This window comes from Vibrio sp. HM8-C (genome assembly GCF_058630515.1).
Genome location: NZ_JBMMKS010000009.1, coordinates 25322 through 40027, shown reverse-complemented (window position 1 = coordinate 40027; position 14706 = coordinate 25322). Strand labels below are relative to the sequence as shown.

The window sequence follows — 14706 nt, the reverse complement described above, 5'->3', positions numbered from 1 at the left end:
CTTCTGTGCTCAGTCTAAGTCGAAGAACTCTAAAATGGTATGTCCCTAGTTTAGGGGCGGTTTACAGTGGGAGGACAAATTTAATCCTCTAGTAGGGAAAACTTGTGTTCAATGGTAAAATTGTTCGAAGATTCGTGTAATTAATACTTTGTGAGGGACTTAGGTTGAAAATTATTCCTGTAATATTGGCTGGTGGTGCTGGATCAAGGTTGTGGCCACTATCTAGAGCTCAACACCCTAAGCAGTTTTTGAAATTGACTAGCGATAAAACTATGCTGCAAGAAACAGCGATAAGAGCAGAATCGATTTGCAAAACAAGGATAGTAACGATCTGTGGTGAAGAGCATCGTTTTTTGGTGGCTGAGCAACTAAGAGAAATAGATCTATTAGGCGATATAATTTTGGAGCCTTCAGCTAAAAACACTGCTCCCGCCGTTGCCCTTGCCGCTCTAGAGGTTAAAAGGCAGTATAAAGACGCAATAATGCTTGTTTTGCCAGCAGATCATTTCATTGGGGATGTTGATGGACTGACAGAAAGTATAGAGAGTGCTTTAGCTACGGTTGAAAATGGAAAAATGGCTACATTTGGTGTGACTCCAACTTCTCCAGAAACGGGATACGGGTACATAAAAGCTGGTAAGCCAGTTGTTGGTGCGATGGAGTTGGATAAGTTTATAGAAAAACCAGATATAAAAAGTGCACAATACTATTTGGATGAGGGATACTTTTGGAATAGTGGGATGTTTCTACTTAAGGCTTCTCAGTACCTAGAAGAATTGCAAAAGTATCGACCTGATATCTACGAGTTTTGTAACATGTCATTCGCCAAGATGTCTTCTGACTTAGACTTCTTGAGAATTGAACAGTCCCATTTCATGAAGTGTCCATCAGAGTCAATAGATTATGCTGTAATGGAAAATACAAAGGATGCTGTAGTTATTCCACTTAATACAACATGGAGCGATGTAGGGTCTTGGTCTGCTCTGTGGGATTTATTTCAGAAAGATCCTGAAGGTAATGTAATTCAAGGGGATGTACTTTGTGTCGAGAGCCGAAATAACTTCCTCCGCTCAGAACAAAAGCTAATTGCAACAGTTGGTGTCGAAAATCTAGTAATAGTTGATACTAAAGATGCAGTTTTAATAGCAGACAAAAATCAAGTACAAAATGTTAAGTCGTTAGTAGAGCTTATGGACATGAAAGGAAGGAAGGAGCACATTTTAAATCGTGAAGTATATCGTCCTTGGGGGAAATATGATTCGGTAGATGCCGGGAAGCGTTATCAAGTGAAACGGATCACAGTAAAACCTGGTGAAAAACTTTCTATTCAGATGCACCATCACCGCTGTGAACATTGGATAGTTGTAGCTGGAACTGCAAAAGTTACAGTGGGAAATTCCACAACATTAGTAACAGAAGATCAGTCCACTTATATACCTGTCGGGGCTGTTCATGCTTTAGAAAATCCAGGGAAAATACCTTTAGAAATGATAGAAGTGCAAACAGGGAGTTATCTTGGAGAGGATGATATAGTAAGATTTGAAGATCGTTACGGACGAACTTTACAAAGTTAAAGGTTGGCAATTCATGAAAGCTAATGAAATAATAAGAAATAGTGGCGTATCTTTTGGTACTAGCGGTGTTAGAGGATTGGTTGAAAACCTAAGTGATCATGTATGTGCCGCTTTTACGTTAGCATTTCTAGATGTTATGACAGACAAATTTTGTTTTGATACTGTTGGAATTGCTATCGATAATCGCCCTAGTAGCCTAAAAATAGCTATGGCATGTGCTAACGCGGCGCAACACGCTGGAATTGATGTTATTTATTTTGGTGTAGTACCGACTCCAGCTCTGGCGTTGTTATCAATTCATAAAAAAATTCCTGCAATTATGGTGACAGGAAGCCATATTCCTTTTGACAGAAATGGTTTGAAGTTTTATCGGCCTGATGGCGAAATTGACAAGCAAGATGAATGCTCAATTCTAGCATCAGATGTTTCGGTTGAAATAGGTCAGGTATTGCCAACTCTAACTGTGAGTCAAGAAGCATCGAGATTATACCTTGATAGAAACACTAGTATTTTTCATGGAAAGCCTCTATATCAAATGCGAATAGGAGTGTATCAACATTCGAGTGCTGGGCGAGAATTGTACCCTCTAATTTTCTCTGAGCTTGGGGCTGACGTTATTTCGTTAGACCCCAGTGATACGTTTGTCCCAGTAGATACTGAGGCTGTAGGAATAGAAGAACGAACGAAAGCGAAATTGTGGTCTTCAATATATAACTTGGACGCTATTTTTACAACGGATGGTGATGGTGATCGCCCTATGTTGTCTGATGAGAATGGGGAGTGGTTACGAGGTGACATGTTGGGGATGCTTTGTGCGGAGGCGTTAGGAATTGAAGCTGTTGCTATTCCTATTAGTTGTAATACATCGATAGAAACATCAGGCGTTTTTTCCCATACAAGCCTAACACAAATTGGCTCTCCATATGTAATAGCAGAGATAGACAGACTAAAAAAGAAGTTTACACGAGTGGCAGGTTTTGAGGCCAATGGTGGGTTTATACTTGGTTCTGACATATATGAGTCTAATTTTTACTTATCAGCCTTACCAACACGCGATGCAGTATTGCCTGCACTAATCGTTTTAACTAGCGCAGCGCAGAGGTCTGTAAAGATTTCTGAACTGCTAAAAACATTGCCTAGACGCTATACTTCTAGTGATCGTTTACAGAATTTTGACCATAACGATAGTAAAAGATTACTCGAATTAGGATTATCAAAGCCTCAAGCTTTATTGGATTCTTGGCGTGTTGAGGGGGAGTATATAGATAAGATAGACATTACTGACGGGTTAAGGATGTACCTCAAGAGTGGTGATATCATCCATATTCGCCCTTCAGGTAATGCTCCTGAGTTAAGGTGTTACTCTGAGTCATCCACACAAGAACGAGCTGATTGGTTAGTGAAACTTGTTCTCGACGCTGTTACAAAATAGGCGTCTATTGTAATCATTGCATTTCCCTCCTTCCACTTCGCTAAAAACAAACCTGGCAGAACAAGAAATATAAGTGTCGGGAATACAAGATAACGACGTCAATATGAGAGGTGGTTTTATTATTGAACTCACCGTAAAAAGGTGAAGGTAAAGATTTTAGATTTAAAATCTGAGTGGTTAGACGGAACTGTTGAGGTGTTCCGCTTCAGCAGCTTTGGATGCCGATTTAAATGAGTACAATCACTAAATAGGTTAACAATAGCAACTAAGAAAACTATAATTAAATGTCGTCCTGAGTTTAAGGCTGAATCTTTGCAACTAGTCGATAAAATATGAGTAGTTGTGTCAGTAAGACAGTTTTATATGAATCTCATATTTACGGGTGACGAAAGAACTTGACGAAAGAACTTGAAGAAAGACGTTAGTGGTAGCTAGCATGAACAAGTACTAGTCGCAAAAAGTTGCGAAGCTCTATAGGCCGTTAGCTGAGCAAGCAGAAGAGCTAGAAATTGTGAAAATGGCTGCCACCTACTTCACGAAGAGTCTAAAATAAATTGCTACGAATTTATGCTCGACCTGCTTCTGTGCTTAAGTATTGTGCGTATGGTCAAGGCGTTCGGGATTTCCCAAAGTGGGTTTATTACTGAATTAAGAATCGATACAAGGCTATCCAACGCGAGGCTAGGCTATTCGACAAAATCTTGGTAGAAAGGTCAAAGGGGACATGAAAACAGCGAAGGTCGAGATGGTTAAAAGTGCATCCCCAATGAACTGGTTGGTAGCGGTCATAATCACAATGTTAAAACCATTGCTGTAAGTAAGATGCTGTCGAAAGCTGCACTTAAGTCTAAGTGCATTATGGAAAGCAAGCATCAAATATCTGTTGCTAGAAATTTGTTAGTTCAGAACCTTAAAGCAGTAGCTCAGAATGAAAATGGGCGGGAGAATTGCTACAAGTGAAGGCAGGCTGTTTCTGGAGGTAATTATTGAACTTTAGCCAAGATAAGTAATTGGACGGTCTATGGATAGCAAAATGATGTCTACGCTGGTCTATGTGCGCTATCTACTCTGTGAGCGGTTGTCGTATATAGTGATCGAGGAAGTCAGTGCTGCTCAAAAGACTATCGAGACCTCATAACTGACTTATAATCTAAAACAACGAATGAGTAGGAAAGATAGTGCTGGAATAATTTTCGTGTTGAGTGCTTGTTCCATTCTATGAAATTTGACGCGACCCTAAATGAACCGATTAGGTAGAGAGACCTGATGCGCCAAAAGATGTTCGAGTTCATAGGGGGGGATTATATTCGGTCGAGAACGTCCAGTGTTCTTCGGTATCTAAGCTCAGTTAACTTTGAACAACAAAATTTCGCTTGATGACGTGCCCAGTCTGACTGGATCAGAACAAAGTTATTAATGCAAAAGTGTTCAAAAATAGCATTGCTTTTGATGTATTTTAAGTAATCCTCGCTATCACCAGATTACTTGTTAGGATCAATCTAAATATAACGTCAAGCTAATGGATTCTGGCTGATTTAGGTTTAGTATTTTGCTACTGATAACAAACAACATACTCAGCCCATTAATCAGGTAGCGGTTTGCGTTTTCTCTTCAACTATATAGTATCGCATTTTAAGTCATTACTGCTGTTTATTAATGTTCATTGGAACATGTTAAATTGAGAATTCCAATCTAAATTGTGTCGGAATATTATTAGCCAAAATCAATGAGTATATATCTCACAGAAGTGAGTGCTAATTGGAGTAAATTGTGAAAATTACCATAGTGGGTACAGGATATGTTGGCCTATCTAATGCAATGTTACTAGCGCAACATCACCAAGTAGTCGCATTAGACGTTATTGAAAAAAAAGTTGAACTTCTTAACCAAAAAATCTCTCCTATTGCTGACGCTGAAATTGAAGGCTTTTTATCAAGTAAGTCGCTCGATTTTGTTGCAACGACTGATAAGACCCTTGCTTACCAAGATGCACGTTTTGTTATAATTGCTACACCAACGGATTATGACCCTGAGACTAACTACTTCAATACGTCCTCAGTTGAGTCGGTTATCAAAGATGTTATAACGCTTAACCCTCAAGCTGTAATGGTCATTAAGTCAACGGTTCCGGTTGGCTATACTGAACGTATAAAGAAGGAGTTTAGGTGTGATAACTTACTGTTCTCTCCTGAGTTTTTAAGAGAAGGAAGCGCCCTTTATGACAACTTGTATCCATCTCGTATTATTGTGGGGGAGCAGAGTGAACGTGCGCAAGAGTTCGCCAATCTGCTAGTTGAAGGTGCTGTAAAAGAGAACATCGATGTACTCCTAACTAACTCGACTGAGGCTGAAGCAGTAAAGCTATTCTCAAATACTTACTTGGCTATGCGTGTGGCTTATTTTAACGAGCTTGATTCTTATGCCGAGGCACATGGTTTGAACACGCGACAGATTATCCAAGGCGTGGGATTAGATCCTAGAATAGGTAGCCATTATAATAACCCTTCGTTTGGTTATGGTGGCTACTGTTTACCTAAAGACACTAAGCAGCTACTAGCTAACTATCAGGATGTTCCTAATAATATTGTTTCTGCGATAGTTGATGCAAACCGTACTAGGAAAGATTTTATTGCTGACTCGATTTTAAAGCGTAACCCTTCAATTGTTGGTATTTATCGTTTAATTATGAAATCTGGCTCGGATAATTTCCGAGCTTCTTCTATTCAAGGCATTATGAAGCGTCTGAAAGCTAAGGGGATTACGGTTATCGTTTATGAGCCTACACTTCAAGATGATGAGTTCTTCCATTCAGAAGTGATGCGAAATCTTGAGGCGTTTAAGGCTAAGTCTGACGTGATTATCTCAAACCGAATGGCGCAAGAACTTTCTGATGTAGTAGATAAAGTTTATACACGTGACCTTTTTGGTTCTGACTAAAGGAATAGTGGCTGAGCAACTACTCCTTATCTCTAACTGCCTTTTTCTGAAAGGTGGAGTATTTTTAGACAAAATTTGTGTTGATATAAAGGATTAAGTAGAATGTCAAAGACAATGATATGTCCAATTTAGCAGTAAGTGTTGAATTAATGTCCACTTTCGCATGATAGATACGTTGATGCCCTTGGCAAAAACTCGTAGTGAATGTTTTTATTTAAACTTATTATACTAACGAATAACTATTTCACTTATTTTATCCAAACAGCGACAGGCAAAGGAGCTGGAGATCGAGTTTAACTCGACGTTCTCCGCAACTTCACAATGCTAACCTTCCTATTTTTGTCTTGAGTATTACTCTGAAATTAAAGACAAAAATAGGGAGCGTTGGCAATGCAACTCATCCACCACGGCGGTAAAAATACAGTCACAGGTTCTTGTCACGAACTCGTGTTTGGTGACCGTTCGATTCTGATTGATTGCGGTATGTTTCAAGGTGCGGATGCGCAGCAACTTACCGAGCCATTTCCTTTAAATAACGTGAAAGCGTTAGTGCTTACTCACGCGCATATAGACCATATAGGGCGCTTGCCTTGGCTTATAACTCAAGAGTTCGATAAACCCATTTACTGCACCAAAGCGACGGCTGAATTAGTGCCTTTGATGCTTGATGATGGGCTCAAAATTCAGCAAGGCCTAACGTTAGAAGCTCGCAAGCCGATTATTGAAGCTATCATTCGTCTGCTTCATCCGGTGGATTATTATCGCTGGATTGATGTCGATACTTTCCGCTGTCGATTTAATCCTGCTGGTCATATCTTAGGCTCTGCGTATTTAGAAGTGGAGTTACCAAATCAGGAACTTGTGGTGTTTTCTGGTGATTTAGGACCAAGCAATACACCGCTATTACCTGATCCTATACCACCTAAGCAAGCAGACTTTCTGGTTATTGAAACAACTTATGGCAATGCCAAACACGAAGGGGTAGAGCACCGGTCCCAGATACTAAAAGAGATCATAGACCGTTCTTTGTCTGATGGTGGCACAATCCTTATTCCCGCGTTTAGTGTCGGTCGAACTCAAGAATTGTTATTCGATATCGAACAATTGATTCATGAGCATCAACTCGATTCTAAACTGCCTATCATTCTTGACTCACCCATGGCACAAAAGGTTACTTTGTCTTATCAAAAATTCAGAAGTCTTTGGGGTGAAGAAGCCAAGCAACGCCTGAAAATGCATCGTCATCCACTCGCGTTTGAACAGTGTATTACGGTTGGCGACCATCAAGCGCATCAAGAACTTGTGAATCGTCTTGTTTCAACAGGGGAACCGGCGATTGTCGTAGCTGCCTCTGGCATGTGCGAGGGCGGGAGAATTATGGATTATCTCAAAGCTCTTTTGCCTGATGAAAGAACCGATGTGATATTTGCAGGGTTCCAGGCTGAAGGGACGCTAGGTAAGTGTATCCAACAAGGAAACAAAACAGTTTGGATTGATGAAGAGGAAGTGTTAGTAAACGCTCACATTCATACTATGTCGGGTTATTCTGCTCATGCAGATAGTGATGACTTACTCAAGTTTATTGAAGGTATACCAGTTAAACCTAAGCAAGTTCATCTCATTCACGGAGAACTCGAATCCAAACAAGCTTTTGCCAATATCCTGCGTTCCAAAGGATACAAAGTTGTTGAGTAAGCTTACCGACTAAATACAAGAATGAACATGATTGCGGATGTATTCCACCACCTCTGCTTCAAACCAATGATTTTTCTTTAACCAAAGAGTGTTGCGAGGTGAAGGGTGTGGAAGTGGTATAAACAGCGGTGCCCATTTTTGCCATTGCTGTACGGTTTCTGTGAGAGTTACGGGTTTATCTTTTAGGTAGTAATTTTGCGCGTACTGACCGATCAGTAAGGTCATTTCTATGTTCGGCAATTCTGCTAGCACTCTTTGATGCCAGAGTGGAGCACATTCTTTTCTTGGTGGTAAGTCGCCACCGCTACCTTTGCCGGGATAGCACAATCCGATTGGCATGATGGCAATTTTCTCAGGGTTATAGAATGTCTCTTTATCTATATCCAGCCAGCTTCTTAGGCGGTTTCCACTAGGGTCATTCCAAGGAATAGATGTCTCGTGTACTTTTACTCCCGGAGCTTGCCCAATGATAAGCAACTTAGCCTTTTTGTTAGCCTGAATAACTGGGTTTGCACCTAAGGGAAGTGAGTGAGCACATACATCACAAGCTCTGATCTCCCTGAGTAGAAGATCTAGCATCAGTAGCCTTTGTCAAAATCAATTCGGTTTTCTAATTGGAAGCCATCTCGCCACAAGCGGTAGTTGTGAGCAAAAATCTCTACTACCTGGTGCGGAAAACTCAATGCTGCGATATGCGGAGTAACGGTTATCCCGTTGTGATTCCAGAAAGGGTGTTCTGGTTTTAGCGGTTCACTGATAAACACATCAAGAAATGCGTGTTCGATATGCCCATTTTCAATTGCGGGAATTAAATCTCCCTCAATCAAAATGGCACCACGACCTACATTAAAGAGCAGAGCATTTGAGCAGTAACGTAGTGTTTTAGCGTTTAGTAGCCCTTTGGTTTCTACGGTATTAGGCAAAGTATTGACGATAATGTCAGCTTGTTTCATGGCATTTTCAAGCTCATTGATATGGTAAGTCTCATGAAACGTCCCTGTTTTTGCTGGAATCCCCGTCGTATTAATCCCTATAACTTTCATGCCAAAGTTTGCGGCTATAGATGAGAGGTGTGAACTTATTGAACCGGTGCCGAGTATCAATATTACCTTTGTATCAATCGATTGATATAAGTGTTGCTCCCAGTGATGTTGTTCTTGCTGTTTTTGATAGTTGGCAAAGTGACGATAATGGCTAATCGCATAGCCTAAGACATACTCGGAAATTTGTTGGCCGAAAATACCTTTAACATTAGTTAACTCATAATCCTGCCGCAGATGAAGAGCCGTTAATGCGTCTATTCCGGCATACGCAGATTGCAGCCATTCCAGTTTAGGAAATTCATCAAGGCACTTCGCTGCCATTGGTGGTGCCGCTAAAAGGATAGAAGCTTCATCTTTGACATCCGTAATAACTAAGTCTTCAAGTTCTAGAGACTCTATGTTTTCACGATAAACATCGTTTTGTTCCGTCAAAATATAAAGCTTGTGAGTGAAATTGTTCATAAGAGCGGCTTTTTTCCCCGTTGGTTATCCAGTACACTTCCGCTGTCAATTTTCCTCAACGGTTGAGTGCTTATGCTCCAAAATCCTGTACAGGTTCGTCTAGAAAAGTTCGAACCTTGGCAACAAATTACCTTCATGGCTTGCTTGTGTGAGCGTATGTACCCTAACTATGCCATGTTTTGTGAAAATACTGAATTTGCAGATGCTCGTGTTTATCGTGACATTCTTGACAGCGTCTGGGAGCAGATGACAGTCAAGACGGCAAAAGTTAACTTTGAACATCAGCTAGAGAAGTTAGAAGAGATCATTCCGAGTTCGGAAGACTTCGATATGTATGCCGTTTACCCAGCGATTGATGCCTGTGTTGCATTGTCTACCTTACTTCATGGCCTGCTCGACCGTGATTACCTGTTTGATAACATGTTAGAGGTGAGCCAGATATCGGTAACTACAGTGGCTCAACTAGAAGAAGCTCAGACGGGCGAAGAAATCACTAACGAAAATCAGAAGCAGAACGAAGCTGTCTGTGCTGAATGGGATGTTCAATGGGCAATTTATCGTCCTCTGCGTGAAGCTGAAGGTCGTGACATCAGCCTAATTAAGGACTTACGCCAAGAGCTGCGTGAAGAGGGTGTAAGTAACATTGGTGTTGCTCTTTGACCATATCTTTTTATAAAGCTTGGTCTTTTTCTGAAAAGTTAGTGCAATTAAAGCACTTCATCTTGGAAGCGTTAGATTTTCGATCGCGAATTTGGGTGATCCGGATTTCTGAATCGAGATTGAAAGATGAGTCGTTCATCATCAATGAAGATAGCTTCCAAGAGCCTTTGCAATGGATGAAACGTCGTCACTATTCGTTGGCTATGCTCGAACAGGTGGAAAATATGAAGCGTTCCCAAGTTCGAACCTTTCAAGTCGGTCAACAAACGCATCGTTTACTTAGAGTCAAATAGAGTAATCTATTTGGCTTTTTGTATTGTATTCCTTGATGCTTAATTCTTATTTATATCACTAAGTTAAATGAACTTAGGTCTCTCGTTTGTGTTAAGCCAGACGCGATGAGCTCTGACTTTGGCTCAAATTGTGAGTTGAAGCTCAGAATATGGTTAAAACTACGTCATTTAGCCCCAAGATGCGTGACAAACCTTTGCCAGACGGGGCGTTTATGCTTTAGAGTGAAGTGAATTCGATAACCTATCAGAAGGGAAAACTAATGAACAAGACCCAATTAATCGACTTTATCGCAGAGAAAGCAGATCTATCTAAAGCTCAAGCTAAAGCTGCTCTTGAAGCGACTCTAGGCGCAGTTGAAGGTGCACTTAAAGATGGTGACCAAGTTCAACTAATTGGTTTTGGTACATTCAAAGTAAATCATCGTGCAGCTCGCACTGGCCGTAACCCAAAAACTGGTGCTGAGATTCAAATCGCTGCAGCAAACGTACCTGCATTCGTAGCAGGTAAAGCACTGAAAGATTCAGTTAAGTAATCTATACTACGCCGAGGTAGTCTTATCTCGGCGTTCTTTTCTATGAAAAAAATTCTTTCCTCTTTCATCACTGCTATCTTAGTTGCGGGATGTTCATCTTCCGTAACGAATTCTAATTTCAACCCAATGAGCCAGTTCTCTGGTGGTCAACGTACCGGAGATGCAACCAGCTATTATTGGTATACCGAAAGTTCATCACAATCTGTATCAGCTTCTGATCATGTGACCTCTGAAACATACGGTTGGTACGAAACTTCATATCGTTGGGACGAAGGAAGCGTTAGAGAAGTGGTCCGCAATGGTGAGCAACTAAAAGATGGTGAGCTTGTGCCGTACACTGCACATGTCCGTTTTAATAAGGACGGCGAAGCAGTATATCAACAGTACCGCGTGAATAAAAAAATCCTTCCTTTAAACGAAGGCCAGCTAGAACGCTATGTTTTAGAAGCGAAAGCCATCAACAAGATAACCAAAGACCAAAACAAGCAAGGTCTTGAATTGATTCAGGGCTTTTGGGATGGTTCGACGTTTGAAAGCTGTAATGGGCTTGATTACAACAAAGTCGAATTTAATCATACGCTTCCTAACTTCGTGATGAGTCGCTTGTCTAGTCTAGATAACTACATTGGTTTTTTGGGCAAAATTCGTAATAATACTGTTTATATCGATGAGTTATTGATTCTTGCCGATGATGATCATGACTGTATCGAAAGACCTAAGTTGATCACTGAATAACGGATTACGTCTAAAAAGATTAAGCAATAAAAAAGACGCTGATTTCTCAGCGCCTTTGTAATCAATTATCAGGTGTGACTTCTTCTACTATTCGCCAGCTTGCTCACGAGCGATAGCTCGGTAGCCGATATCATTACGGTAGAAAACACCATTCCATTGAATTTGTTTCGTTAGCTCGTAAGCACGTTGTTGTGCTTCCGATACTGTGTTGCCTAATGCTGTTGCACAAAGAACACGACCACCATTAGTTACTACGTTACCGTCTTTTTCAGTTGTGCCAGCATGGAAAACTTTCTGACCTTCTACTTCAACGGTTGGCAGGCCAGAAATGACATCACCTTTATTGTAATCACCAGGGTAACCACCGGCTGCAAGCACAATACCGATTGAAGCGCGTGGGTCCCACTTAGATTCCATTTGGTCAAGTTTGCCATCAATAGCAGCTAAACATAGCTCCACCATATCTGATTGCATACGCATCATGATTGGTTGCGTTTCTGGATCTCCAAAACGGCAGTTGTACTCGATAACTTTAGGTGTGCCAGCTGCATCGATCATCAGCCCTGCGTATAGGAAGCCTGTGTACGGGTTACCTTCCGCAGCCATGCCATGTACCGTTGGGTAAATCACTTCTTGCATGATGCGGTCATGGATTTCTTGAGTAACCACTGGCGCAGGAGAGTAAGCGCCCATACCGCCGGTGTTAGGGCCAGTATCTTTGTCGCCTACGCGTTTATGGTCTTGGCTGGTGGCCATAGGTAGAACGTTAACGCCATCAACCATCACGATGAAGCTTGCTTCTTCACCATCAAGGAACTCTTCCACCACAACGCGACTGCCTGCTTCACCAAAAGCATTGCCAGCGAGCATATCTTTGATAGCGTCTTCCGCTTCTTCAAGCGTCATTGCGACGATAACGCCTTTACCTGCAGCAAGACCGTCCGCCTTAACTACAATAGGTGCGCCTTGCTGACGAACGTAAGCCAATGCAGGTTCTATTTCAGTAAAGTTTGCGTATGCTGCCGTTGGAATGTTGTGGCGAGCTAAGAAGTCTTTGGTGAAAGCTTTTGATCCTTCTAGCTGAGCCGCAGCTTGAGTTGGACCAAAAATTGGCAAACCCGCTGCACGGAATGCATCAACGACACCGATAACTAATGGCGCTTCAGGACCAACAATCGTCAAATCAATCGCGTTTTCTTGTGCGAAAGTCACTAGGCTAGCAACATCTTCAACCTGAATAGCAACGTTTTGCAGCTTAGGCTCTAACGCTGTTCCCGCATTACCCGGTGCGATATAGATGTTTTTAACGTTTGGGTTTTGAGCTACTTTCCAACCAAGGGCATGTTCACGACCGCCGGAACCAATAATTAATACATTCATTTTAATATCTCTTGAATTCAACTCCCCTTCATGTGAAGGGGAGAACTAAAAACAAATTTGTTTAGTGGCGGAAATGACGCATGCCAGTAAAGATCATCGCCATGCCGTGTTCATCTGCTGCTGCGATAACTTCGTCATCGCGCATTGAACCACCCGGTTGAATTACGCACTTAATGCCAGCTTCTGCGGCTGCGTCGATACCATCACGGAATGGGAAGAATGCGTCTGAAGCCATTACGCTACCCGCAACTTCAAGACCTTCATCTGCCGCTTTAATACCTGCAATTTTAGCTGAGTATACGCGGCTCATTTGGCCAGCGCCGACACCGATAGTCATGTCGCCTTTTGCGTAAACAATCGCGTTTGATTTCACATACTTCGCAACTTTCCAGCAGAATAGGGCATCTTTTAGCTCTTCTTCTGTTGGTTGACGTTTAGATACCACTTTGAGGTCATCTACAGACACCATGCCTTGATCGCGATCTTGAACCAACAGACCGCCGTTCACGCGTTTCACGTCAAAACCAGTCGTCTTAGTTGACCACTCGCCGCACTCAAGTAGACGCACGTTTTTCTTCGCTGCTACCACTTTAATTGCTTCTGCAGAAACTTTTGGTGCGATGATCACTTCAACGAACTGACGTTCAACAATTGCAGATGCCGTTTCAGCATCTAACTCTTGGTTAAATGCGATGATGCCGCCGAATGCTGATGTAGGGTCTGTTTGGTAAGCGCGGTTGTAAGCTTCTAGGATGTCTTTACCAAGCGCTACACCACATGGGTTCGCGTGTTTTACAATCACGCAAGCTGGTTCTGCGAACTCTTTAACACACTCTAGTGCAGCATCAGTATCTGCAATGTTGTTGTAAGAAAGTGCTTTACCTTGAATTTGTTTCGCTGTGGAAACAGACGCTTCTTGTGGGTTTGCTTCAACATAGAAAGCAGCAGATTGGTGACTGTTTTCACCGTAGCGCATATCTTGCTTCTTCTCGAACTGCATGTTGAAGGTGCGAGGGAACTTAGACTCATCGTCACCCTCTTTATTCTCACCGTAAGATGGAACCATAGTACCGAAGTAGTTAGCGATCATGCCGTCGTATGCCGCTGTGTGTTCGAATGCTGCGATAGCGAGGTCAAAACGAGTAGCAAGAGTCAGAGATTTTTCGTTCGCATCCATTTCAGCAATAACGCGGTCGTAATCTGAAGCATTGACTACGATAGTGACATCTTTATGGTTTTTCGCTGCAGAACGAACCATTGTTGGGCCGCCGATATCGATGTTTTCAACAGCATCTTCCAGCGTACAACCTTCTTTCGCTACTGTTTCAGCGAATGGGTAAAGGTTAACAACGACCATATCGATAGGGTTGATGCCGTGTGTTGCCATGATTTCATCATCTTGGCCACGACGGCCCAATACGCCACCATGAACTTTTGGGTGTAACGTTTTTACACGCCCGTCCATCATTTCCGGGAAACCGGTGTAGTCTGAAACTTCAGTTACAGCAATACCTTTCTCAGCAAGAAGGCGAGCTGTACCGCCAGTAGATAGGATATCGACACCGCGCTGTGCTAGCGCTTGGGCGAACTCAACGATGCCAGTTTTATCTGAAACACTGATCAGTGCGCGGCGAATTGGACGAGCGTTATTCATGCTTCCATTTTCCTTTAATTCATGGAGTTGATACGAAAGATGTTTGCCAAAATTGTTCATGGGTGATGGCTGAGCATCACAGTTTGGTCAGTTTTGGTAAAGACCCTATATCAATATCAACGAGGTTCCAAGATTTCGGATGGCGCGTATTCTAACCAATTTATTACAAAAGATCTCGCGCAATCGTTTGGCATGGGGAAAATAATATCTAAAAACAGGTTTTTCAAGAGAAAAAAGTAACAAGAGCTTAAATAAAGCAGTTTAATAATACAGTTGATGCTGAACGAATAGATAAACACTAAGGATAG

At 41.9% G+C, this 14706-nt stretch carries 12 protein-coding genes and 2 pseudogenes; 9 read left to right on the top strand and 5 right to left on the bottom strand.

Annotated features, from left to right (window positions below; all coding sequences use genetic code 11):
* Nucleotides 1–164: 164 nt before the first annotated feature.
* The 5 genes and pseudogenes from ACOSVQ_RS11730 to ACOSVQ_RS11710 all read left to right on the top strand — a co-directional run bounded on the left by ACOSVQ_RS11730 (nucleotide 165) and on the right by ACOSVQ_RS11710 (nucleotide 7638).
* Nucleotides 165–1574, top strand: coding sequence for a mannose-1-phosphate guanylyltransferase/mannose-6-phosphate isomerase (locus ACOSVQ_RS11730; protein WP_491982741.1), 1410 nt, complete (start codon nucleotides 165–167; stop codon nucleotides 1572–1574).
* Between the two features lie 13 nt (nucleotides 1575–1587).
* Nucleotides 1588–3006, top strand: coding sequence for a phosphomannomutase (locus tag ACOSVQ_RS11725; protein ID WP_491982740.1), 1419 nt, complete (start codon nucleotides 1588–1590; stop codon nucleotides 3004–3006).
* 258 nt (nucleotides 3007–3264) lie between these two features.
* A pseudogene (locus ACOSVQ_RS11720) lies at nucleotides 3265–4383 on the top strand (transposase family protein).
* Between the two features lie 393 nt (nucleotides 4384–4776).
* Nucleotides 4777–5943, top strand: a complete 1167-nt coding sequence (locus tag ACOSVQ_RS11715; RefSeq protein WP_491982739.1) for a nucleotide sugar dehydrogenase — start codon at nucleotides 4777–4779, stop codon at nucleotides 5941–5943.
* Between the two features lie 390 nt (nucleotides 5944–6333).
* On the top strand, nucleotides 6334–7638 hold the full coding sequence (locus ACOSVQ_RS11710) for an MBL fold metallo-hydrolase (RefSeq protein ID WP_491982738.1): 1305 nt from the start codon (nucleotides 6334–6336) through the stop codon (nucleotides 7636–7638).
* A 9-nt stretch (nucleotides 7639–7647) separates the two neighbouring features.
* Here the strand turns inward: ACOSVQ_RS11710 and ACOSVQ_RS11705 are convergent, their stop codons facing one another.
* Together ACOSVQ_RS11705 and ACOSVQ_RS11700 are read right to left on the bottom strand one after the other, a co-directional pair.
* Nucleotides 7648–8217 carry a uracil-DNA glycosylase family protein gene (locus ACOSVQ_RS11705; protein WP_491982737.1) on the bottom strand — a complete coding sequence of 190 codons (570 nt, stop codon included), beginning with the start codon at nucleotides 8215–8217 and terminating at the stop codon, nucleotides 7648–7650.
* Entirely contained in the window at nucleotides 8217–9143 is a 927-nt protein-coding gene (locus ACOSVQ_RS11700) for a D-2-hydroxyacid dehydrogenase (protein ID WP_491982736.1), read from the bottom strand. The genes ACOSVQ_RS11705 and ACOSVQ_RS11700 overlap by 1 nt, the downstream gene beginning before the upstream one ends.
* 72 nt (nucleotides 9144–9215) lie before the next feature.
* Here ACOSVQ_RS11700 and ACOSVQ_RS11695 point away from each other — a divergent pair, with 72 nt between their 5' ends.
* The 4 genes from ACOSVQ_RS11695 to ACOSVQ_RS11680 all read left to right on the top strand — a co-directional run bounded on the left by ACOSVQ_RS11695 (nucleotide 9216) and on the right by ACOSVQ_RS11680 (nucleotide 11364).
* On the top strand, nucleotides 9216–9803 hold the full coding sequence (locus tag ACOSVQ_RS11695) for a YjaG family protein (RefSeq protein ID WP_491982735.1): 588 nt from the start codon (nucleotides 9216–9218) through the stop codon (nucleotides 9801–9803).
* A gap of 2 nt (nucleotides 9804–9805) precedes the next feature.
* Nucleotides 9806–10096, top strand: a complete 291-nt coding sequence (locus tag ACOSVQ_RS11690; RefSeq protein ID WP_491982866.1) for a hypothetical protein — start codon at nucleotides 9806–9808, stop codon at nucleotides 10094–10096.
* A gap of 260 nt (nucleotides 10097–10356) precedes the next feature.
* The gene (gene hupA, locus ACOSVQ_RS11685; RefSeq protein WP_102941587.1) at nucleotides 10357–10629 is read left to right on the top strand and encodes a nucleoid-associated protein HU-alpha; all 273 of its coding nucleotides are present in this window, start codon (nucleotides 10357–10359) and stop codon (nucleotides 10627–10629) included.
* A 42-nt stretch (nucleotides 10630–10671) separates the two neighbouring features.
* Nucleotides 10672–11364: a DUF1481 domain-containing protein gene (locus tag ACOSVQ_RS11680; protein WP_491982734.1), complete on the top strand. Its 693-nt coding sequence runs from the start codon at nucleotides 10672–10674 to the stop codon at nucleotides 11362–11364.
* A gap of 87 nt (nucleotides 11365–11451) precedes the next feature.
* Here the strand turns inward: ACOSVQ_RS11680 and purD are convergent, their stop codons facing one another.
* The 3 genes and pseudogenes from purD to ACOSVQ_RS11665 all read right to left on the bottom strand — a co-directional run.
* Entirely contained in the window at nucleotides 11452–12744 is a 1293-nt protein-coding gene (gene purD / locus ACOSVQ_RS11675) for a phosphoribosylamine--glycine ligase (protein WP_491982733.1), read from the bottom strand.
* 61 nt (nucleotides 12745–12805) lie between these two features.
* Complete coding sequence (purH, locus tag ACOSVQ_RS11670) at nucleotides 12806–14398, bottom strand: bifunctional phosphoribosylaminoimidazolecarboxamide formyltransferase/IMP cyclohydrolase (protein ID WP_491982732.1); 1593 nt, start codon at nucleotides 14396–14398, stop codon at nucleotides 12806–12808.
* A gap of 138 nt (nucleotides 14399–14536) precedes the next feature.
* Nucleotides 14537–14641 (bottom strand): annotated as a pseudogene (locus ACOSVQ_RS11665) (phosphoribosylamine--glycine ligase); the annotation flags it as partial.
* Nucleotides 14642–14706 lie beyond the last annotated feature (65 nt).

Coding starts and splice junctions, on each gene's coding strand:
- ACOSVQ_RS11710 (WP_491982738.1), top strand. CDS start 6,334: ATGCAACTCATCCACCACGGCGGTAAAAATACAGTCACAGGTTCTTGT.
- ACOSVQ_RS11725 (WP_491982740.1), top strand. CDS start 1,588: ATGAAAGCTAATGAAATAATAAGAAATAGTGGCGTATCTTTTGGTACT.
- ACOSVQ_RS11695 (WP_491982735.1), top strand. CDS start 9,216: ATGCTCCAAAATCCTGTACAGGTTCGTCTAGAAAAGTTCGAACCTTGG.
- purH (WP_491982732.1), bottom strand. CDS start 14,398: ATGAATAACGCTCGTCCAATTCGCCGCGCACTGATCAGTGTTTCAGAT.
- purD (WP_491982733.1), bottom strand. CDS start 12,744: ATGAATGTATTAATTATTGGTTCCGGCGGTCGTGAACATGCCCTTGGT.
- hupA (WP_102941587.1), top strand. CDS start 10,357: ATGAACAAGACCCAATTAATCGACTTTATCGCAGAGAAAGCAGATCTA.
- ACOSVQ_RS11705 (WP_491982737.1), bottom strand. CDS start 8,217: ATGCTAGATCTTCTACTCAGGGAGATCAGAGCTTGTGATGTATGTGCT.
- ACOSVQ_RS11700 (WP_491982736.1), bottom strand. CDS start 9,143: ATGAACAATTTCACTCACAAGCTTTATATTTTGACGGAACAAAACGAT.
- ACOSVQ_RS11680 (WP_491982734.1), top strand. CDS start 10,672: ATGAAAAAAATTCTTTCCTCTTTCATCACTGCTATCTTAGTTGCGGGA.